16 protein-coding genes are annotated in these 20,291 nt (G+C 73.8%); 8 read left to right on the plus strand and 8 right to left on the minus strand.

The window, feature by feature from the left end:
• Nucleotides 1-39: 39 nt before the first annotated feature.
• Nucleotides 40-1,224 carry a MarP family serine protease gene (locus tag ABT015_RS23140; protein WP_350881982.1) on the plus strand — a complete coding sequence of 395 codons (1,185 nt, stop codon included), beginning with the start codon at nt 40-42 and terminating at the stop codon, nt 1,222-1,224.
• Between the two features lie 150 nt (nt 1,225-1,374).
• Nucleotides 1,375-2,076, plus strand: coding sequence for a metal-dependent hydrolase (locus tag ABT015_RS23145; RefSeq protein ID WP_350881984.1), 702 nt, complete (start codon nt 1,375-1,377; stop codon nt 2,074-2,076).
• A 69-nt stretch (nt 2,077-2,145) separates the two neighbouring features.
• Here the strand turns inward: ABT015_RS23145 and ABT015_RS23150 are convergent, their stop codons facing one another.
• From ABT015_RS23150 to ABT015_RS23180, 7 genes are all read right to left on the minus strand, one after another.
• The gene (locus tag ABT015_RS23150; protein WP_350881986.1) at nt 2,146-2,358 is read right to left on the minus strand and encodes a hypothetical protein; all 213 of its coding nucleotides are present in this window, start codon (nt 2,356-2,358) and stop codon (nt 2,146-2,148) included.
• 144 nt (nt 2,359-2,502) lie between these two features.
• Nucleotides 2,503-3,534 (minus strand): alpha/beta fold hydrolase, encoded by a 1,032-nt coding sequence (locus ABT015_RS23155; protein WP_350881988.1) that lies wholly within the window; start codon nt 3,532-3,534, stop codon nt 2,503-2,505.
• A gap of 95 nt (nt 3,535-3,629) precedes the next feature.
• Nucleotides 3,630-4,106, minus strand: a complete 477-nt coding sequence (locus tag ABT015_RS23160; RefSeq protein ID WP_063348673.1) for a phage holin family protein — start codon at nt 4,104-4,106, stop codon at nt 3,630-3,632.
• A gap of 187 nt (nt 4,107-4,293) precedes the next feature.
• On the minus strand, nt 4,294-5,670 hold the full coding sequence (gene nhaA / locus ABT015_RS23165; RefSeq protein WP_350881991.1) for a Na+/H+ antiporter NhaA: 1,377 nt from the start codon (nt 5,668-5,670) through the stop codon (nt 4,294-4,296).
• 403 nt (nt 5,671-6,073) lie between these two features.
• Entirely contained in the window at nt 6,074-8,029 is a 1,956-nt protein-coding gene (gene acs / locus ABT015_RS23170) for an acetate--CoA ligase (RefSeq protein ID WP_350881993.1), read from the minus strand.
• A gap of 242 nt (nt 8,030-8,271) precedes the next feature.
• A complete protein-coding gene (locus ABT015_RS23175) occupies nt 8,272-10,701 on the minus strand; it encodes a SulP family inorganic anion transporter (protein WP_350881995.1) in 2,430 nt (809 codons plus the stop codon).
• Between the two features lie 455 nt (nt 10,702-11,156).
• The gene (locus ABT015_RS23180) at nt 11,157-12,164 is read right to left on the minus strand and encodes an ATP-binding protein (protein ID WP_350881997.1); all 1,008 of its coding nucleotides are present in this window, start codon (nt 12,162-12,164) and stop codon (nt 11,157-11,159) included.
• Nucleotides 12,165-12,383: 219 nt separating this feature from the next.
• On the opposite strand from ABT015_RS23180, the gene ABT015_RS23185 reads away from it, so the two are divergent.
• Nucleotides 12,384-13,274 carry a Fic family protein gene (locus tag ABT015_RS23185; RefSeq protein ID WP_350881999.1) on the plus strand — a complete coding sequence of 297 codons (891 nt, stop codon included), beginning with the start codon at nt 12,384-12,386 and terminating at the stop codon, nt 13,272-13,274.
• A 430-nt stretch (nt 13,275-13,704) separates the two neighbouring features.
• On the opposite strand, the gene ABT015_RS23190 is transcribed toward ABT015_RS23185, so the two are convergent.
• Complete coding sequence (locus ABT015_RS23190) at nt 13,705-14,604, minus strand: HAD family hydrolase (protein WP_350882001.1); 900 nt, start codon at nt 14,602-14,604, stop codon at nt 13,705-13,707.
• Nucleotides 14,605-15,330: 726 nt separating this feature from the next.
• On the opposite strand from ABT015_RS23190, the gene ssd reads away from it, so the two are divergent.
• The 5 genes from ssd to ABT015_RS23215 all read left to right on the plus strand — a co-directional run bounded on the left by ssd (nt 15,331) and on the right by ABT015_RS23215 (nt 20,192).
• On the plus strand, nt 15,331-16,455 hold the full coding sequence (gene ssd / locus ABT015_RS23195) for a septum site-determining protein Ssd (RefSeq protein WP_350882003.1): 1,125 nt from the start codon (nt 15,331-15,333) through the stop codon (nt 16,453-16,455).
• A 179-nt stretch (nt 16,456-16,634) separates the two neighbouring features.
• A complete protein-coding gene (locus tag ABT015_RS23200; protein WP_350882094.1) occupies nt 16,635-17,804 on the plus strand; it encodes a TadA family conjugal transfer-associated ATPase in 1,170 nt (389 codons plus the stop codon).
• 198 nt (nt 17,805-18,002) lie between these two features.
• The gene (locus tag ABT015_RS23205) at nt 18,003-18,989 is read left to right on the plus strand and encodes a type II secretion system F family protein (protein ID WP_350882005.1); all 987 of its coding nucleotides are present in this window, start codon (nt 18,003-18,005) and stop codon (nt 18,987-18,989) included.
• A gap of 182 nt (nt 18,990-19,171) precedes the next feature.
• The gene (locus tag ABT015_RS23210; protein ID WP_350882007.1) at nt 19,172-19,771 is read left to right on the plus strand and encodes a type II secretion system F family protein; all 600 of its coding nucleotides are present in this window, start codon (nt 19,172-19,174) and stop codon (nt 19,769-19,771) included.
• Between the two features lie 148 nt (nt 19,772-19,919).
• Nucleotides 19,920-20,192 carry a DUF4244 domain-containing protein gene (locus ABT015_RS23215; protein WP_350882009.1) on the plus strand — a complete coding sequence of 91 codons (273 nt, stop codon included), beginning with the start codon at nt 19,920-19,922 and terminating at the stop codon, nt 20,190-20,192.
• The last annotated feature ends 99 nt before the right edge of the window (nt 20,193-20,291 follow it).

The raw sequence follows: 20,291 nt of genomic DNA on the forward strand, positions 1-20,291 counted from the left end.
TCTGCACGGCCGGGCCGCGGGCCGTGGGAGGGTGTCCGGGTGAACGTCCTGGATGTGCTGCTGATCGCCGCTGCCGTGGCATTCGCCGTGTCGGGCTACCGGCAGGGCTTCGTCGTGGGTGTCCTGTCCCTGGTCGGCTTCCTGGGCGGCGGCCTGCTGGCCGTCCAACTGCTGCCGCTGCTGCTCGACCACCTCAGCCCGGGCACCACGGCCTCGGTGGTGGCGGTGGTGGTGGTGATCGTGTGCGCCGCGATCGGCCAGGCGGTCACCGCGCACTTCGGCTGGAAGCTCCGGGGCCACATCGGCCGCCGTCCGGCGCGGGTGCTGGACGCGACCGGCGGCGCGGCCGTGAACGTGGTCTCGATGCTGCTGGTGGCCTGGCTGATCGGCTCGGCGCTGGCCGGGGCGTCGCTGCCGACGGTGTCCAAGCAGGTCCGTTCCTCGGCGATCCTCGGCGGCGTGCAGAACGCGCTGCCCGACGACGCGCCGAACTGGTTCTCGGACTTCTCCAAGGTGCTGGCCCGCAACGGCTTCCCGCAGGTCTTCAACCCCTTCGAGCACGAGCCGATCACCCAGGTCGACACCCCCGACCCGGCGCTGGCCGGCAGCCCGGCGGTGGCGCGGGCCAAGCAGAGCCTGGTCAAGGTGGTCGGCACCGCCACCTCCTGCAGCAAGACCCTGGAGGGCAGCGGTTTCGTCTTCGCCCCGCACCGGGTGATGACCAACGCCCACGTGGTCGGCGGGGTCGACGAGCCGACCGTGCAGATCGGCGGGGTCGGCCAGCTGTACGACGCGACGGTGGTCCGCTACGACTGGCAGCGCGACATCGCCGTCCTGGACGTGCCCAAGCTGAACGCGCCCCCGCTGTCGTTCGCGGGCGAGGCGAAGACCAACGACAGCGCGATCGTGGCGGGCTTCCCGGAGAACGGCGCCTTCAACGTCCAGCCGGCCCGTATCCGCGGCCGGATCCAGGCCAACGGCCCGGACATCTACCATCGCGGCCAGGTGGTCCGCGACGTCTACTCGGTCCGCTCGCTGGTCCGCCAGGGCAACAGCGGCGGCCCGCTGCTCACCCCGGACGGCCAGGTCTACGGCGTGGTGTTCGCCAAGTCGCTGGACAGTGCCGACACCGGGTACGTGCTGACCGCGGCCGAGGTGCGGGAGGACGCGGAGAAGGGCGGCAGCGCGAGCGCCCGGGTGGACACCCAGGGCTGCGCGCTCTGACCGGGCCCCGGGGCGGTCCGACGCGCCGGATCCGACGATCCGATATCCGTCACACCGTCAGTCCGCCCTGGTAGCCTCTGCCGCGCTCACCCGTTCGGCTCAACCGGGCGCCGTCCCGGAGTGAGTCTTACGGGAGGTCGTGGTAGTCCGATGATGGGTCACTCGCACGCGGTCAGTGGGGCGATGCTGTACGCCGCCTCCGCACCGTTCCTGCCCCCGCTGCTGCTGCACACCACGCTGCAGCCGGCGGACATACTGATGGGCACGGTGCTGTGCGCGGGGGCGGCCCTGCTGCCGGACCTCGACCACCACGACGGCTCGATCGCCAACTTCCTGGGCCCGATCTCCAAGGCGCTCTGCCGCTTCGTGGCCTGGGCCTCCGGCGGGCACCGGCACGCCACCCACTCGCTGCTGTTCGTCGCGCTGATGGGCGCCGGCACCTGGGCGGGCGTCACCTACCTGGGCCGCAACTTCACCCTGGTGCTGACGTTCTTCCTGCTCGCGCTCGCGATCCGGGCGCTGCGGCTCTGCCCGCCGGGGGACCGCCCGGAGAGCTGGATCACCGTCATCGGGCTGTCCGCGCTCGGCACCTTCGGGATGAACACCTGGATGCCGAACTCGCCGGGCTGGCTGCCGTACGCGGTGGCGCTGGGCACCCTGGCGCACCTGCTGGGCGACTGCCTGACCAAGAAGGGCGCGCCGCTGCTCTGGCCGCACAAGGAGCGCTACGAGGTGGTGCTGATCAAGCGCAGCGGCAACGACGTCGAGACCAAGGTGCTGGTGCCGATCATGTCGGTGGCGACCTTCGTCCTGCTCTGGTTCACCGCGGTGTCGCCGACGCTCGTGAACTGACCGGCGGGACCGGTCGGCCGGCCGACCCGGCCGACGGGACCGACCGGCCGGACGACGCGGCGCGAGGCCTCAGGTCTCGCGCCGCAGTCGTGCGCCGACCCAGCGGGCGCGCCGGCCGAGGATGCGGGGGATGCCGAGCTGCTGCCGCTGCGCCGGGCGCGGACGGCGGTCGGGGCCGTCGTAGCCGAGGTCGTCCGCCCAGTCGGGGCGGTGGGCGGAGCGCTGGGAGCTGTTGTGGCGTCGGGCGCGCGGGGCGCCGCCGCGATCGGGCATCCAGGTCATACCGGAATGGATGCCCCTGGGCCGGTGGAGGTAACCGCCGGGCACGGGTCGAAATTGGCCTATGCGGTTGTCATATGTGCGTCAGATCAAGGGAGTTGGGACCAAGGGCCCTTCCCTCGCGGGCCCTTCGCCGCTCCTGTGTCGTCACTCCTTGTGACGGCCGACCCAGTCCAGCAACTCCGCGGTGAACTGCTCCGGGGCCTCCTCGTGCGGGAAGTGCCCGACCCCCGGCATCAGCCGCCAGCGGTACGGTGCCGCCACGTACTCGCCGCCGCCCAGCGCGGTGTGCGACAGCAGCACCGGGTCCGCCGCGCCCTGGACGTGCAGGGTCGGCGCCGTGATCGGCTTCTTCATCCGCCGGGCGAACTGGATGCCGTCCGGGCGCGCCATCGAGCGCAGCAGCCAGCGGTACGGCTCGATCGAGCAGTGCGCCGTGCTGGGGATCTGGATGGCCTGCCGGTACGCGTGCACCGCCTCCTCGTCCAGCCGGTTCGGACCGGCCCAGGCGTCCAGGTAGCGGCTGACCAGCGCTGCGTCGTCGGCCACCAGGCGGCGTTCCGGTATCCACGGCCGCTGGAAGCCCAGCACGTGCTCGAAGGCGGCCGCCTGGCGGCGGTCGGTCAGCAGGGCCCGGCGCAGGTCCCGGGGGTGCGCGGCGGAGACCACGGTGAGGCTCTGGATCACCGACGGGCGCATCACCGCCGCCACCCAGGCCAGCGTGCCGCCGGCGGCGTGCCCGACCAGGTGCGCCCGGCGTTCGCCGAGCGAGCGGATCACCCCGGTGATGTCCAGCGCGAGGTTGCCCGGGTCGTACCCGCGCGGGGTGCGGTCGCTGCCGCCGATGCCCCGCAGGTCGAGCGCCACCGCGCGGTAGCCGGCCTCGGCGAGCGCGGTCAGCTGGTGGCGCCAGGCCCACCAGTACTCGGGCCAGCCGTGCACCAGCAGCACCAGCGGGCCCGAGCCCAGTTCGGCGATGTGGAACCGGGCGCCGTTGGCCGCGAGGTCGCGGTGCGTCCACGGGCCGCTCTGCCGGACGCTCCAGGCCTCGGCGCCGCCGTCCGGGGCGGTGCCGGGGGCGGTGCCGGGGCTCTCCTCGGCGGGCTCCCCCCCGGGTGCCAGGTCGGGTCCGGAGTCGGCGGACGGCTGCGCGGGCACGGGCTTCTGGTCAAGCGGCATACCGAGAGCGTGTCACATCCGTGCGCCGGACGGCGCCCGGTACTCGCTCCCGGCGGGTCCGGGCGGGCGGCTGTGCGCCGCCGCCGGAAGGGCCGTTACGGGATGCGGCCCAGGGCCCGGTCGATCTCCTCCTTGGTGGCCGGCCGAGGCCGGGCGTTCTTCAGCACGTCGGCGGTCTTCTGGGCGCCCTCGATGGTGCGGTGCGGCTTCTCGATCCGCTTGAACGAGCGCCAGGCCATCAGCCCGAGCAGCACCGCGAGCAGCAGGTAGGCGCCGGCCACGATGAGGAACGACCAGCCGAGCGACAGTCCCAGCGCGTGGATGCCGAAGGCCGCCGCGGCGCTCAGCATCGGGACGGCGGCCAGCGCCACCACGGCGGCGACGCCCAGCGAGACGCCCCCGGAGACGCCGCGCTTGACGTCCGCCCGGATCTCGGCCTTGGCGAGCGCGATCTCGTCGTGGACCAGTGCGGACAGGTCGGCGGTGGCCGCCGCGAACAGCTGCCCCACCGAACGCTCGCCCTCGTAGGGCGCCCGGCCGTTGCTGGACGGGTCTGCGGCTCCTGCGGGCATCAGCGGTTCTCCTCTGCGGCTGTGCGGCGTGACGCCGCCGCGTGGTGCGGTTCGGGGGGCCGGAGGGGCCCGGAGGCGTCTGTGGACTGTCGACAGCTCAGAATCATGCCCCTACCGGTCAGTCGCACACCACTCCGGGGCCCCGCCGGGGGGACGTGTCCGGGCACTGCCGGGCCGCCGGCGGGCCTCAGCGGGGCGTCTGCGGCCCCTCGCCGTCGGGTCGCGGGGCGAGCCCGGCGGCCCGGGCCCGCCAGGCCGGGTCGTCCTCCTGGTAGACGTCCGGGACGCCGTCGCCGTCCACGTCCCGGTCCTCCTCCTCGCACAGCGCGCGGTAGTGCCGGTTGCGGAGCTTGAGCAGCACGGTGGCCACCGTCGCGCAGAGCAGCGAGCCGACCAGGACGGCCGTCTTGGAGAGGTCGGCGAGGGCCAGGTCGTCGCGGAACGCCAGTTCGCTGATCAGCAGCGAGACGGTGAAGCCGATGCCCGCGAGCACCGAGACCGCGAACATGTCGGCCCACTTGAGCTTCGGGTTCAGCTCGGCCCGGGTGAACCGGGCGGCCAGCCAGGTGCCGCCGAATATGCCCACCGTCTTGCCGACCAGCAGGCCGATGACGATGCCGAGCGGCGTGGCCTGGGTGAACACCTCGCGCAGCGTCGGGCCGGAGATCGTCACCCCGGCGGCGAACAGCGCGAACACCGGGACGGCCAGGCCGGCCGAGATCGGGCGGACCAGGTGCTCGATGTGCTCGCCGGGGGAGTGCTGCTCGTCGCCCTTCCGGTGGCAGCGCAGCATCAGGCCCATCGCGACGCCCGCGACCGTGGCGTGGATGCCGCTCTCGTGCATCAGTGCCCAGTTCACGACGGCCAGCGGCACGAACAGGTACCAGCCGTGCACCCCGCGCCGGTGCAGGAACCAGAACAGCACCAGGCCGGCGAAGGCCAGGCCGAGCGCCCAGAACTTGATGCCGGAGCTGTAGAAGACCGCGATGATCAGGATCGCGATCAGGTCGTCCACCACGGCGAGGGTGAGCAGGAAGGCGCGCAGGGCGGATGGCAGGTGGCTGCCGACCACGGCCAGCACGCCGAGCGCGAAGGCGATGTCGGTGGCGGTCGGGATGGCCCAACCGCTGGGGTGACCGCCGCTGCCCGAGTTGACGAGGGCGAACAGGATCGCCGGCAGCGCGACCCCGCAGACGGCGGCCACCACCGGGAGCAGCGCGGCGCTCGGGGTGCGCAGCTCGCCCGCGACGAACTCGCGCTTGAGCTCGATCCCGGCCACGAAGAAGAAGATCGTCAGCAGGCCGTCCTTGGCCCAGTTGCCGAGGGTGAGGTCGAGGTGCAGCGGGGCGGACGGTCCGACGGTGTAGTCGAGGACGCTCTCGTACGCGTGCGGCCAGACGTTGGCCCAGACCAGTGCGACCACGGCGGCGAGCAGCAGCAGTACGCCGCCGACGGTCTCGGTGCGCAGGGCGTCGGTGATGAACGTCCGCTCGGGCAGGGACAGCCGGCCGAGCAGCTGCCGGCGGCGGGTCGTCGGCTCGTGGACGGGCGGCTGGTCGGTCACGAGGACCTCCTGAGGGGCTGGGAGCGGCAACGGATGCACGGGTGGTGCAGTTGCCGACCAGACTTCCCGGCGCGCCCTGTGACGCTCGGATTCCCGTCCAGGGATCTTGATGCGTCGTTAACAGTCTAGGGGATCGTTCGGGTGACATCCGGATTGTCCTATTAAAGGACTTAAGCCCTACGGGCTGGTTCTGCACTCCGGAGGAGCAGTGGCGCGGCACCCGAATGGCCCAGGCCGCGTGCGGACGGGTGAACGCGGCACCGTTGGTCGCGGGGCACCGCCTGCTCCCGGCCGCCCCGCAGCACACCCCGGAGGCCGACCGGACGTGGGCTTCGGACCCACGGCATGGCTGTGCCCCGGGCGGTGACCACCGCCCGGGGCACGCTTCACCGTGCCGGTCGGCTCAGCCGTTGCCACCCGCCGGCGGCAGCTGGGCCTGGATCTGGCTCATCACCGTGCTGTCGGCGAGGGTGGTGGTGTCACCGACCTCGCGGCCCTCGGCGATGTCGCGCAGCAGACGGCGCATGATCTTGCCGGAGCGGGTCTTCGGCAGCTCGCCGACCACCTTGACCTGCTTCGGCTTGGCGATCGGGCCGAGGGTACGGCCGACGTGCGCGCGCAGCTCCTCGACCAGCTCCGGGCTCTCGGTGGCGCCGCCGCGCAGGATCACGAAGGCGACGATGGCCTGGCCGGTGGTGGCGTCCGCGGCGCCGACCACGGCGGACTCGGCCACCGACGGGTGGCCGACCAGGGCCGACTCGACCTCGGTGGTGGAGATGTTGTGGCCCGAGACGAGCATGACGTCGTCGACCCGGCCGAGCAGCCAGATGTCGCCGTCCTCGTCCTTCTTGGCGCCGTCACCGGCGAAGTAGCGGCCCGCGAAGCGCGACCAGTAGGTGTCGATGTAGCGCTGGTCGTCGCCCCAGATGGTGCGCAGCATGGACGGCCACGGCTCGGTGAGCACCAGGTAGCCGCCGGAGCCGTTCGGGACCTCGTTGGCCTCGTCGTCGACCACGGTGGCCGCGATGCCCGGCAGGGCGCGCTGGGCCGAGCCCGGCTTGGTCTCGGTGACGCCCGGCAGCGGGCTGATCATCATGGCGCCGGTCTCGGTCTGCCACCAGGTGTCCACGATCGGGGTCTTGCCGGCGCCGATGTGCTCGCGGTACCAGATCCACGCCTCGGGGTTGATCGGCTCGCCGACGCTGCCCAGCACCCGCAGCGAGGACAGGTCGAACTTCGCGGGGATGTCGTCGCCCCACTTCATGAAGGTGCGGATCGCGGTCGGCGCGGTGTAGAGGATCGTCACGCCGTACTTCTGGACGATCTCCCAGAACCGGCCCTGGTGCGGGGTGTCCGGGGTGCCCTCGTAGATGACCTGGGTGGCGCCGTTGGAGAGCGGGCCGTAGACGATGTACGAGTGGCCGGTGACCCAGCCGATGTCGGCGGTGCACCAGTAGACGTCGGTCTCCGGCTTGAGGTCGAAGACCGCGTGGTGGGTGTAGCTGGCCTGGGTGAGGTAGCCGCCCGAGGTGTGCAGGATGCCCTTGGGCTTACCGGTGGTGCCCGAGGTGTAGAGGATGAACAGCGGGTGCTCGGCGTCGTGCGCCTCGGGGGTGTGCTCGGTGGACTGGCGCGCGGTGATCTCGTGCCACCAGACGTCACGGCCCTCGGTCCAGGAGATGTCCTGCCCGGTGCGGCGGATCACCAGGACGTGCTCGACGCCGTCGACCTTGGTGAGCGCCTCGTCGATGGCCGGCTTGAGCGCGGACGGCTTGCCGCGGCGGTAGCCGCCGTCGGCGGTGATGACGAGCTTGGCCTGGGCGTCCTCGATGCGGGAGGCGACGGCGTCGGCGGAGAAGCCGCCGAAGACCACCGAGTGGGTGGCGCCGATCCGGGCACAGGCGAGCATCGCGACGACCGCCTCGGCGATCATCGGCAGGTAGACCGCGACCCGGTCGCCCTTGCGGACGCCGAGCTCCAGCAGCGCGTTGGCGGCCTGCGAGACCTCGTCCTTGAGCTGGGCGTAGGTGATCGAGCGGCTGTCGCCGGGCTCGCCCTCGAAGTGGATCGCGACCCGGTCGCCGTGGCCGGCCTCGACGTGGCGGTCGACGCAGTTGTAGGCCACGTTGAGCTTGCCGTCGGCGAACCACTTGGCGAAGGGCGGGTTGGACCAGTCCAGCGTCTCGGTCGGCTCGACGGCCCAGCTGAGGCGGCGGGCCTGCTCGGCCCAGAAGCCCAGGCGGTCCTCGGAGGCCTGCGCGTACGCGGCCGCGGTGACGTTGGCGGCGGCGGCGAGCTCTGCCGGCGGAGCGAATCGCCGCTCCTCCTTGAGCAGGTTGGCCAGGCTCTCGTTGCTCAACGCGCACTCCTCATCGAGTCATGATCGGAGACGATCCCGTGCGTGGGGATTGTCCCGTGTGTCCCAGCGCACAGCTCACCAGGCGAATGGGGCACTTGACAAGAGCCTCCGGGTAATTGGTGTAGACCTTTGACCGGCTGTCGAACGGACCATCGTACGGCGCACCTCTTCTGGGCGGTGCGCCGTACGACGGCCGGAGGGCCCGCGCCCCGGCCCGCCCGGCGGGGACACGGGCCCGGCTCTCAGGCGGCCAGCCGGGGGCCGTCCTCGGTGCCGCCGGCGGGAACCCGGCCGTCCTCATTCACCCGTTCGGGCGTGTCGCCCGCCAGCGGCCCGCTCGGCGGCGCCCCTGGCGCTGCCCGGCCGGCCGTGGTTCCGGCCGCCGCCGTCCCGATGCGCGCCTCGATCGGACTGAACGTCCCCTCGGCCCGGTCGAGTACGTAGGCCTGGGCGGTCGCGAAGTCGAAGTACATCCCGACCAGTCGCAGGGTGCCCTCCTCCACCCGGCGCTCCACGGCCGGGTTGGCCAGCAGCTGGTCCAACTGCTGGACCACGTTGGTGATGCAGAGCTGCTCCACCAGGTCCACCACCGGCCGCGCGTCGAACCCGGCGGGGACCCGGCGGAGCCGGTCCAGCGAGCCGCGGCCGTTGCGCAGCCAGCGGGCCAGCGGAGTGGGCGGCCCGGGGCGCTCGTGCACGCCGTCCAGCAGGGCCTTCATCGCGCCGCAGCCGGAGTGGCCACAGATCGTGATCGAGCCGACCTCCAGGACCTCGACCGCGTACTGCACCGCGGCCGCCACCGAGTCGTCGGCCGCGCCGGGCTCGTACGGGGCCGGCACCAGATTGCCGACGTTGCGGACGGTGAACAGGTCCCCCGGACCGCTGTTGGTGATCATGCTGGTGACCATCCGGGAGTCCGCGCAGGTCAGGAAGAGCTGGGAGGGCGTCTGCCCCTCCCGGGCCAGCCGGGCGAGTTCGGGGCGGATCAGCGGGGCGGTGTGCTGCTGGAACACCCGGACACCGTCCAGCAGTCGGCCGTGCGGATCCTCCTGCTGCTCGACGCAGTGGTGGCCGACCCAGGGCGTCCAGGCCCGGCAGCGGTGCGGGCCGGGTGAGCTGCCCGCCCGGACGGTGCCGTCGGGGTCGAGCACCTCGTCGTCGCTGCGGCGCGTCACCATCGAGACCCGGCCGCCCGCGGCCTGGTGGCCCGTCCGCCAGCTGTGCAGCGTCTCGTACGCGGCGTGGTCCAGGAAGGAGCCGTCGTGGACCACGGTGACCTCGGCGCCGGAGGGGATCCCGGCCAGCGCCCGGCTCAGCCGGGGCACGGCGGTGAAGGTGAGCGGCCCGTGCGTCTGGACGGTGACCGCGCCCGTCGGGCCGGCCAGCACGTCCACGTGGGCGCGGGTCAGCCGGTAGAGCGCGAGCAGTACGGCGGTGCCGGCGCCGAGCGCGACGCCCCACAGCACGCCGAGCGCCACCACGGCGAGCACGGTGGTCAGGTAGACCGGGAACTCGCGGTGCCGGTGCACGTTGCGGATGTGCGCGAAGCTCACCATCTGCAGCCCGACCACCAGCACCAGCGCGGCCAGCGCGGCCAGCGGGATCCGGCGCAGCCCGCCGGTCAGCGCCAGTGCGGCGGCGAGCACCCAGACGCCGTGCAGCACCGAGGACCACCTGCTCTGGCCGCCGGCCCGCACGTTGGCGGTGCTGCGGACGGCGCCGCCGGCGACGGGCAGCCCGCCGACCAGCCCGCTGACGATGTTGGCCAGGCCCTGGCCGCGCAGTTCGCGGTCGAGGTCGCCGGTGCGGCGGGACATCCGGTCGACCGCGACGGCGGACAGCAGCGACTCCACGCTGGCGACGGCGGTGACGGTCAGGACGGCGGCCAGCACTCCGGCCAGCGGGCCGTGCGGCAGCGCGGGCACGAGGGCGTGCGGCTGCCAGGCGGGCAGCCCGATGTGGGCGAGCCGCAGGTCCAGGGCCAGGGCGAGCGCGGTCGCGGTGGCGACGGCGGCCAGCGGGCCCGGCACCTTGGCCAGCCTGGCGCCGAACTCGCCCGCGGGGCCGGGGAGTCGGCCGAGTCGGGGCCAGCCCAGCAGGACGGCCGCGGTCACCGATCCAGCGAGCAGCGCGGGCGGGTGCGGCCCGGCCAACTGGCCTGGCAGCGCGAGGAGGTTGGCGATCGCGGAGCTCTGCGGGGAGCCGCCGAGGACGACGTGCAGCTGCGCGATGGCGATGGTGAGTCCGACCCCGGCCAGCATGCCGTGCACGATGGCGGGCGAGACGGCGAGCGCGGTCCGGGCCACCCGGCGCACGCCGAGCAGGAGTTGGAGCAGCCCGGCGGCCAGCGTGATGGCGCAGGTGGCCCGCCACCCGTACTGGACGATCAAACCGGCGGTGATCACGGTCAGCGCGGCGGAGGGGCCGCTGACCTGGAGCGGGGTGCCGCCGAACAGTCCGACGACGATGCCCCCGACGGCCGCGGCGGCGAGGCCGGCGGTGAGCGGGGCGCCGGTGGCGAGCGCGATGCCGAGGGAGAACGGCACGGCGATCAGGAAGACCACCAGGGAGGCGGAGAGGTCCTGGGCCCAGCGGGCCTTGGTGCCGGGGCCCGGTGGTGCGTGGTCGGTGGTGTCGGAGGCGATGGGGGCGCTGGAGATGTCGAGGGTCATTGTCTTCCCGTCTGTCCGGGGGAACGAACGCAGTCAGGTCCGGCGGTGAGTCCGGGGTGGGGCTCCGGGGCGGATCGGCTGTCGTGGGTCGCGACGGTGTGGCGGGATGGCGAGGGCGCGGCGGGGAGTGCGGGTGTCACCGGCCGGACCTTGACCATCAGGGCCCGCCAGGGACCTGGGCGAGGTGCGGGACGTCTCGCCGAGGGCCGTCGGGACGGACCATCAAGACTCGGTAAACCGAGGGTAATGAAAGCTTTGCACAGCGTCATTCCGGGAGGGAAGGGCAAAACCCCCCGATTCACCCCATTGGGTGGTGTTCGAACCGCTGGGAATCTGCTGGCGGAGCTGAGGGCGGCCGGGCGCTCGGTGGCGCCGGGCGGTCCGGACGTGCGGAACGGGCCGTGGCCCTCCCCGGGGAAGGGGGGAGGGCCACGGCCCGTTCGGGCGGAGCGGCGTCAGACGCGCGCACCCGCCGGGGCGGGCCGTTCGCCGCCGACCCCGAGCCCGCCCAGCACGAAGGCCTCGTCCACCTGGGTCGCGAGGTCGATGCCGACCTTGGCGTTGGCCCAACTCTCCGCGTTGCGCACGTGGAAGAGCACGGCCTGCTCGGTGTAGCGGCGCACGTCCCGCTGCCCGTACGCGGACTCGGCCTCGGTCCGCAGCTCCTCCAGGACGGCCCGGTTGGCCGGCTCCAGCGACTTCAGCGGCGGCTCGGCGCCCTGCTCCAGACGGCGCACCCAGTCCGAGTGCCCGAAGGTGGTGAGCAGGTCGTCGCCGACCTCCCGGCGCAGGAACGCCAGGTCGTCCGGGCCCTGCACCTTGTTGCCGATCACCCGCAGCCGGACGCCGAAGTCGCGGGCGTAGTCCTTGTACTGGCGGTAGACGGAGACGCCCTTGCGGGTCGGTTCGGCCACCAGGAAGGTCAGGTCGAAGCGGGTGAACAGGCCGGAGGCGAAGGAGTCCGAGCCCGCCGTCATGTCGGTGACCAGGTACTCGTCGGGGCCGTCCAGCAGGTGGTTGAGCAGCAGTTCCACCGCGCCGACCTTGGAGTGGTAGCAGGCCACCCCGAGGTCCTCCTCGGTGAAGGCGCCGGTCGCCAGCAGCCGGACCGAGCCCTCGTCCAGGGCGATCGGGCGGGCGCAGGCGGCGTAGACCGGGTTCTCCTCGACGATCCGCAGCAGGCGCGAACCCCGGCCGGGCGGCGTGGTCTTGATCATCTCGTCGGCCGAGCGGATCAGCGGGTTGCTGCCGCGCAGGTACTCCTTGATCTCCGGCAGGTGCGCGCCGAGCGAGGGCAGCTCCGCGGCTTGGGCATCCGTCAGACCCAGGGCCGGGCCCAGGTGCTGGTTGATGTCGGCGTCGACGGCGATGACCGGTCGGCCCGCTGCGGCCAGATGGCGGATGAACAGTGCGGACAGCGTGGTCTTCCCGCTGCCGCCCTTGCCGACGAAGGCGATCTTCATCTGGGACTCCGGCTCTCGCTCTGGGCCCGCGCTCGGGGGCCACCTGTTCAGGGGCCGCACATGCCGAGGCGCCCTAATTGGAAATAGTTATCGTCTCCGATAGCGGCCATGCTAGCCGGGGTTTGGGTCTCCTCGGCGGAGGGAAGTGAGGATTGCCTCTAACGGGTGATCCGGGGTTGCTGTTCCGGGAGGGGGCGGCTGTTCATTACTCTCGGGTAGGTGAGCACTGGAACAGATCCCCTCGCCCCGCTGGCCCAGCTCCCCGGGGTGCCCGACGCCGTGGCCGAGGTCCGCAAGGCCGTCGACCGGCTCTACGGCCACCGGGTGATGCGCCGCCGCGCGGCCGAGGTCACCTCCGAGTCCGCGCTGCGCGGCGCCCGCGCGTCGGCGGCGCTGGCCGGGGCCGACTGGCCGCTGGAGGAGGTCCGGCGCCGCAGCGACTTCAGCGCGGACCCCGAGGCCCGGACGGTCGGCGCGGCCCTGCGGATCGCCGCCGAGGCCGGCCAGCTGCTCAGCATCTGGCGGCACTCGCCGCTCCAGGTGCTGGCCCGGCTGCACCTGCTCGCCGTCGGCGACGGCGAGCCGTCCGCCGGGCGGCCCCGCCGTACGGGTGAAGGCGCCGAGGACCTGTTCCCGCTGCGGCTCGAGCCGGTGGAGAGCGTCGAGGTCGTCCAGGTGGACGGACCGCTGCCCGTGCTGCCGTCCGCCCCGGGCGCGGAGGAGGTCGCGGCCCGGCTCGACCAGCTCTCCCGGCTGCTGGTGGCACGCGCCGAGGGCCAGGGCGTGGGGACGCCGGCCCTGGTGGTCGCCTCCGTGGTGCACGGCGAACTGCTCGCGCTGCGGCCGTTCGGGGCGCACAACGGCGTGATCGCGCGGGCTGCCCAGCGGATCGTGCTGCTCGCCGAGGGGCTCGACCCGAAGTCGATCTGCCCGGCCGAGGTCGGGCTGGCGGAACTCGGCACCGACGCCTACCGGCGGGCCCTGGCCGGCTACCTGGCGGGCACGGCCGAGGGGATGGCGGCCTGGATCGCGCACTGCGGGCGGGCGCTGCGGCTCGGGGTGCGGGAGAGCACGGCGGTCTGCGAGGCGATGCAGCGCGGGATGGTCTGAGCGCGATTGGTCGGGTCGCGGGCGCGGCGGGGGCGCGGGCGCTTCTGGCACTTCCCGGCGCTTCCGGCACGAAGATGCGGCGGCACCCGATCCTGCCTGGTGCCGCCGCTGGTGCAGATACCGGGTGACCATGCATGCACCGGAAGTGCTGATCAGACGGGGATCCTGCCCGTTCGTCTGGTCCAGCGGCCCGACAGCGGGTCGGCTGCATGTGGGTGCTCGGTTATCTGTACACGCGGTCCGTGGGGCCTTAACTGCGTTGTCGGTTTGACCTCTTCAGGTCCTGACCGGGTCTCGCGGGCCGTGCTTCATTTGTATCGCGTTTCGGGCGAAAGGGGAACCCGAAAAGAGAACTCTGTGCTGATTGTCTGATTTGCCTGCGTTGCGGAGCCCGCAGGCGCCCGCGTGGCGGGGGCCCGCGGCGGGTGGCTCAGGCCTCCGGGCGGCGCCGGTGGGCCAGGTACCAGATCACCCCGGCGGTCACGGCCGCCGTCCCGATCGCCACGGCCGTCAGCACCGAGCCGCTCGGCGCGGAGAACTCCGGGAGCCGCCGCCGCAGTTCCACCGGCCGGTCGAAGACCAGCACCGGCCACTCCCGGGCCTGCGCCTCCTTCCGCAGCGCGCGGTCGGGATTGACCGCCGACGGGTGGCCGACGGCCTCCAGCAGCGGCAGGTCGGTGGAGGAGTCGCTGTAGGCGTAGGACGCGGTCAGGTCGTAGCCCTCGGACTCGGCCAACTCCCGGATGGCGGCGGCCTTGTTCTCGGCGTAGGCGTAGTACTCGATCTCGCCGGTGTAGCAGCCGTCCTCGACCTTGAGCCGGGTGGCGATCACGTGGTCCGCGCCGAGCAGCGCGCCGATCGGCTCGACCACCTCGGAGCCCGAACTGCTGACGATCACCACGTCCCGACCGGCCGCGTGGTGCTGCTCGATCAGTGAGGCGGCCTCGTCGTAGATGATCGGGTCGATCAGGTTGTGCAGCGTCTCCGCGACGATCTCGCGGACCTGCTGGACGTTCCAGCCCCGGGTGAGCGAGGAGAGGTACTCGCGCATCTTCTCCATCTGGTCGTGGTCCGCGCCACCGACCAGGAAGACGAACTGGGCGTACGCGCTCCGCAGTACGGCCCGACGGTTGATCAGACCGCCCTGGTAGAAGGGGCGGCTGAAGGCCAGCGCGCTCGACTTGGCGATGATGGTCTTGTCCAGGTCGAAGAAGGCCGCCGTGCGCGGCCCGCCCGGCCTGGGGCGAACGGGTGAGCGGGTCTGCGCGGGCCCGGTGGCCTCGCCCGGGGACTCGTCGGCGTGGTCGTCGGCGTTCTCGGTGGTGTCCACGGGAACCGAGGATAGAGGGAGCCGCAAAACAGGCCGCCATTCGGTGTACCCGTGGGCGTGCGGGTTTGTGTTTCTGGCCGCTCGGGTACACCATGGAAGTCACGGATCGTTCGCGACCGTGCTAACCCGGTCCGGCTCCTCCCCCCCGAGTCGGGCTGTGGATAGACGACCCCCGCTCTCCCCCCCGGCGGGGGTCGTCGCACGTCCGGGGCCATTTTTAGGCCCTGAAGGCCCCTCGCGGCGAGCGCCGCGGCCGCCCCGTCGACGGTGTACAGGGGGTGTAGACACCCTGGTCCACTGACCACCTTTCGTCACTCTGCGTCGCTGTTTGCTCATGGCTGTCCATGGCTGTTCGGCTGGTTCCGATCGGTGGGGCGGGCTGCTGCGGCGGGGTGCCCGAGCGGCGGCCGGGACGGTCCGCCGAGTGGCCGACGAAGGTGCGACGGGCTTCCGGTTCACATCCGTGATCCCCGATCGTCAATTCCTTGACGATTAATCCCTCGCCCGGGTGAACGTTTTCCTCCACAGCCCACGAGTTATCCACAGGGATTCGCATCGTGGATGACGGAATCCCGATCTCCCCCCACCGTGATGGTCGGCGGCGGTCGCCGGGCGGATCTCATCTCCCTCTCTCCCACGAGGTCTGCCGGGCGGCCGTCCGCCGGAACCGTCCGACGTGCGCCCCGGACCGCCCCTGGCGGCCGTCGGCGCAGAGGGGAGCCCACCATGTCGACGCCGATCGCCGACCACAGCACCACAGAAGGGCCCGGGGCCAGCGGCCCGCTCGTCGTCACCGAGGACGAGGGCCTGGCCGAGCACCTGCTGCGGCTCTGCGCGGCCGCCGGCACCGAACCGAGGCTGATCCGGGGCGCACCACCGCCGCGCGAGCTCTGGGAGGGCGCCTCACTGGTGCTCATCGGGGACGACCAGGCCACCCGGTGCTCCGGGCTCGGCCGGCGCGGCGGGGTGCTGCTGCTCGGGCTGGACCTCGACGACGCCGGGGTGTGGGTCAGAGCCGTCCAACTCGGCGCCGAGCACGTGCTGTTCCTCCCCGACGCCGAGGCCTGGCTGCTCGACCGGATCGCCGACGCGGCCGAGGGTGCCGGTTCCCCGGCGCTCACCGTCGCCGTGCTCGGCGGCCGGGGCGGGGCCGGGGCCTCGACCCTGGCCTGCGCGCTCGCGGTCACGGCCGCGCGGGCTGGGCGGCGGACGATGCTCATCGACGGAGATCCGCTGGGCGGCGGCCTCGACATCCTGCTCGGCGGCGAGGCGGCCCGCGGGCTGCGCTGGCCCGATCTGGCCGGCTCGCGCGGGCGGGTCAGCGGGGTCGAACTGGCCAGGGCGCTACCGGTGCTCAAACGGCTCTCCGCGCTCTCCTGCCTGTCCTGGGACCGCGGCGACACCCTGACCGTGCCGCCGGAGGCCATGCGCAGCGTGCTGGCCGCCTCCCGGCGGCGCGGCGGGCTGGTCGTCGTCGACGTGCCGCGCCATCTCGACGCGGCCGCCGGGCAGGCGCTGGAGCAGTCCGACCTGGCGCTCCTGGTGGTGCCGGCCGAACTGCGCGCGGTGGCCGCCGCCGACCGGGTCGCGGCGGCCGCCCGGATGCGGCTCGGGGACGTCCGGGCGGTGGTGCGGTCGCCGCGCACCTCCGGACTCCCGGCCCACCGGATCGCCCGCGGGCTGCGGCTGGAGCTCGCGGGGGAGTTGAAGCCGGAACCCGGCCTGGCGGAGGACGTCGAGAAGGGCGTCCCGCCCGGCATCCGGGACGGCGGCCCGCTCGCGCGCTTCTGCGAGACCTTCCTGGACGAGGTGTTGCCGCCGGTGCCGGTGGTCGGAGGAGGTGTGTACTGATGGTCCGTCTGCGCAGAACAGGCCCCACCGTGCGGGCGGGGGGCGGTCCGAAGAGTCGGGGCGACGGTGCGTGGGAGCACCGGCCGCTCAGGAGCGTGCCGCCGCCCGGCGGGCCACCCGAAGTACCGCGCCACCCCTGCCCGTACGGGCGCACCGCCCGGGAGGAGCGGACGGCGGAGCTGGTGGACGCGGTCCGGCTGCGGCTGGCCGAGTCGGGTGCCGCCCCGACGGCGGGGTCGGTCGCGGCCGTGCTGCGGGCCACCCGGCCGCCGCTCGGCGGGGACGAAGTCCTGGACACCGTGCGCTCGTTGCGCGCCGAACTGGTGGGTGCGGGCCCGCTGGAGCGGCTGCTGGCGGCGCCCGATGTCACGGACGTCCTGGTGAACGGTCCGGACGAGGTGTGGATCGACCGTGGCGGCGGTCTGCACCGGGCCACCGGAATCCGGTTCGCCGACGCCGAGGCGGTACGGCGGCTGGCCCACCGGTTGGCCACCGCGGCCGGGCGGCGGCTGGACGACGCGCGGCCCTGGGTGGACGCCCGGCTGCCGGACGGCACCCGCCTGCACGCCGTGCTGCCGCCGATCGCGGCCGGCTGCACGCACATCTCGCTGCGGGTCTGCCGGCCCCAGCCGTTCACGCTCGACGAACTGGTGGCGGGCGGGGCACTGCCGCCGGAGGGCGCCGGCCTGCTGGCCGGCATCCTGCGGGCCAGGCTGTCGCTGCTGGTGTCCGGCGGGACGGGCACGGGCAAGACCACGCTGCTCGCGGCCCTGCTCGGCCTGGTCGGGCCTCAGGAGCGGATCGTGATCGCGGAGGACTCCGCCGAACTGCGGCCGGCCCATCCGCACGTAGTCCGGTTGCAGAGCAGACCGCCCAACCAGGAGGGGCTGGGTGAGCTCACGCTGCGGGACCTCGTCCGGCAGGCGCTGCGGATGCGTCCGGACCGGCTGGTGATCGGAGAGGTCCGCGGGGCCGAGGTGTCGGACCTGCTGGCCGCGTTGAACACCGGGCACGAAGGCGGCTGCGGCACGGTGCACGCCAACACGGCGGCGGACGTGCCGGTCCGGCTGGAGGCGCTGGGCTCGCTCGCCGGGCTCGACCGGCCCGCGCTGCACAGCCAACTCCGGGCCGCGCTCGATCTGGTGGTGCACGTGGTCAGGGAGCCGGGCTCTGGGCGCCGCCGGGTGGCGGAGATCCACACGCTGGCCGCCGGCCGTGACGGGCTGGCCGTCACCACCCCGGCGGTGGAGTTCCCGGTTTCGGGCGGTCTGCTCCCCGGGGCGGGCTGGGAGCGGCTGGTCGGGCTGCTGGCGGTGCGTGGTGTGTCGCTCGGGGCGGGGCCGACGTGACGGCGGCGGTGACCGGGTTGGCGGGTGCGGGTGCGGCTGTGCGGGTGGCGGAACTCGCGTTCGTCCTGCTGCTGGGCGGGTGCGCGGCGGGCGCCCTGACGCTGCTCGGGGTGTGGAACAGGAAAGACCGACGACCGGGAGGGTCCTGACGTGATGGGCGTTCAGAGTTCTTTCTGCTGGGCATTGGTGTTGTGCCTGGTGGCCGTCGCCGCGTGGCGTGCGGTGCAGGAGCAGCTGCCGGGCGGGCGCCGGTTCAGGCTGGTGCTGGCCGGCAGTGGGCCCCCGCCCGTTCCGGTGCCGGGCCCGCCGGCGGTGACTGCGGGGCGCGCCCGGCCCCGACCGTTCGACTGGCGGGCGCCCGAACTGCTGCTCCTGCCCGTGGGGTTGGCCGCCGGGCAGGCGACCTCCTCGCCGCTGCCGGTGCTCGCCGCCGGGCTGGCCGTACTGCCGCTGCGGCGGTGGCGGCTGCGGCGGCGCGTGACGGTGGAGGCCGGGCGGCGGGCGGCCGCCGTGGTGGAGCTCTGCGCGGGGCTGGCAGGGGAGTTGCGCAGCGGGGCGACGCCGGAGCAGGCGTTGCACCTGGTCACGGCCCGCCTCGCGGCCGACCCGGACGGGGTGCGCCGGCTCGGCGAGGAGCCGGTGGCGCGGCTCGCGGCGGGCCGGTACGGCGGGGACGTGCCCGCCGCGCTGCACCTGCTCGCCGAACTGCCGGGCGGGAGCGGGGCATCGGCGATCGCGGCCTGTTGGCGGGTAGCGTCCGACGGCGGGTCGGGGCTGGCCGTCGCGCTGGACCGGGTGGCGGAGGCGCTGCGCGGTGAGCGGGCACTGGCGGAGGAGATCGCCGGGGAACTGGCGGGGCCGCGGACCACGATCGCCGTCCTGGCGGCTCTGCCGGCCGCCGGGCTGCTGCTGGGGTCGGCGCTCGGGGCCCGGCCGGTGGGCGTCCTGCTGCACACGCCGGCCGGGCTGGGGTGCTTCGGTGCGGGCGCGGCACTGGAGGGCCTGGGTGTGCTCTGGACGGCGCGCATCGTCCGGGCGGCGGCTCAGGGCGCTGAGGGCCCTCAGGGCGCCCTGGAGGCACCCCGGCGGGCTGCCGGGGCGCGGGGTGCTGGTGGCGGCGGGAGCTGCGGGCTCTCACGGGTACGGGCGCGGGTCCGGACGCGGGCGCAGGTGGTGTCGGGGTGATCCGGGGACTCGGGTGGGTGATCGCCGGGGGGCCGGTGGTGGTGGCCGGCGCGGTGCTGGTGCGCGGGTGGGCGCGACAACGGCGGGTGCTCGGCCGAGTGTTGGTGCGAGTGGCGCCGGGGGAGGGGGCGGGGGCGTCGGCTCCGGGCGGTAGTGGTGGAGGCGGCGGGCGTCGGCGGCCCGTGGTCCTGGCGGCGGGCGCCGGGGTCGGCGCGGCGGTGCTGCTGGGCGGCGCCGTCGGGGTGGTCGTCGGGGCGGTGCTGGCGGCGGGCGTGCACCGGTGGTCGGCCCGGGTGCGGTCCCCGACGGAGCGGCGGGCGGTCCTGGAGGAGGAGCTGCTGACCAGGCAACTCCCGCTGAGTGCGGAGCTGTTGGCGGCCTGCCTCGGTTCGGCGGCCTCACCCTCGGCGGCGGTGTCGGCGGTCGGTCGGAGCGTGGGGGCACCGATGGGGCCCCGGCTGGTCGCGATCGGTGCCGAACTGGCCCTGGGCGCGCCGCCGGAACTGTGCTGGAGCCGTCTGGGCGAGCAGCACCCGTCGCTGGCCCCGCTGGCGCGCTGCCTGGTCCGGACGAGCCTCGGCGGGGCTCCGGCGGCCGAGCCCTTGATCGGGCTCGCGCAGGGGCGGCGGACGGCGGCAGCCCGGGCGGCCCACGCCCGGGTCCGCCGGGCGGGGGTGCTCGCCACCGCTCCGCTCGGGCTCTGCTTCCTCCCGGCCTTCGTCCTGATCGGCGTGGTGCCGGTCGTCATCGGCCTCACCACCCGCTTTGCCCAGGGCGGGTGAACGAGGGGCCGCGCCAAGCGGATCGGCGGCGAAGCCGAGGGCGGCGGCGTTGGCGGCAGCCGCGTAGGCGGCGTCGGGGGCATCGGGGGCATCGGTACGGCGGGGCATCGGTATTCGGTATTTCGTATTTCGGAGACAGGAGAGATTCATGACCGCAGTGATCGCGACGAGGCCCGGCAGCGGGCTCGCGCTCCGGCACGCGCCCGGGGTGTGGCGGCGCAGGAGCCGCTGGGCCGCCCGCCGGATGCGCGGGATGGCCCGGAGCCGGGGCCGGTCGGACGCCGGGATGACCACGGCGGAATACGCCGTCGGCACCCTGGCCGCGTGTGCCCTCGCGGCCGGGCTGTACAAGGTGGTGACCAGCGCGACCATCATGGGGGCGCTGACCGATTCGCTGGAACGGGCGCTTCATGCGACCTAGCGACCGTCCGCGAACTCTCGCCTGCGCGGCGGCCTTGGGGAACGCGTCTGGTCGCGTTGCCATCGGCCGCCTGGTGGCCCCTGGCCTTCGGTCGGGAGG

It is taken from the genome of Kitasatospora sp. NPDC094016 (genome assembly GCF_040304045.1).
Classification (GTDB): Bacteria; Actinomycetota; Actinomycetes; order Streptomycetales; family Streptomycetaceae; genus Kitasatospora.

Excerpts from the sequence above, each read along its gene's own strand:
- ABT015_RS23145 (WP_350881984.1), top strand. The coding sequence starts at position 1,375 with ATGATGGGTCACTCGCACGCGGTCAGTGGGGCGATGCTGTACGCCGCC.
- ABT015_RS23150 (WP_350881986.1), bottom strand. The coding sequence starts at position 2,358 with ATGACCTGGATGCCCGATCGCGGCGGCGCCCCGCGCGCCCGACGCCAC.
- ABT015_RS23180 (WP_350881997.1), bottom strand. The coding sequence starts at position 12,164 with ATGAAGATCGCCTTCGTCGGCAAGGGCGGCAGCGGGAAGACCACGCTG.
- ABT015_RS23215 (WP_350882009.1), top strand. The coding sequence starts at position 19,920 with ATGACCGCAGTGATCGCGACGAGGCCCGGCAGCGGGCTCGCGCTCCGG.
- ABT015_RS23175 (WP_350881995.1), bottom strand. The coding sequence starts at position 10,701 with ATGACCCTCGACATCTCCAGCGCCCCCATCGCCTCCGACACCACCGAC.
- ssd (WP_350882003.1), top strand. The coding sequence starts at position 15,331 with ATGTCGACGCCGATCGCCGACCACAGCACCACAGAAGGGCCCGGGGCC.
- ABT015_RS23155 (WP_350881988.1), bottom strand. The coding sequence starts at position 3,534 with ATGCCGCTTGACCAGAAGCCCGTGCCCGCGCAGCCGTCCGCCGACTCC.
- ABT015_RS23160 (WP_063348673.1), bottom strand. The coding sequence starts at position 4,106 with ATGCCCGCAGGAGCCGCAGACCCGTCCAGCAACGGCCGGGCGCCCTAC.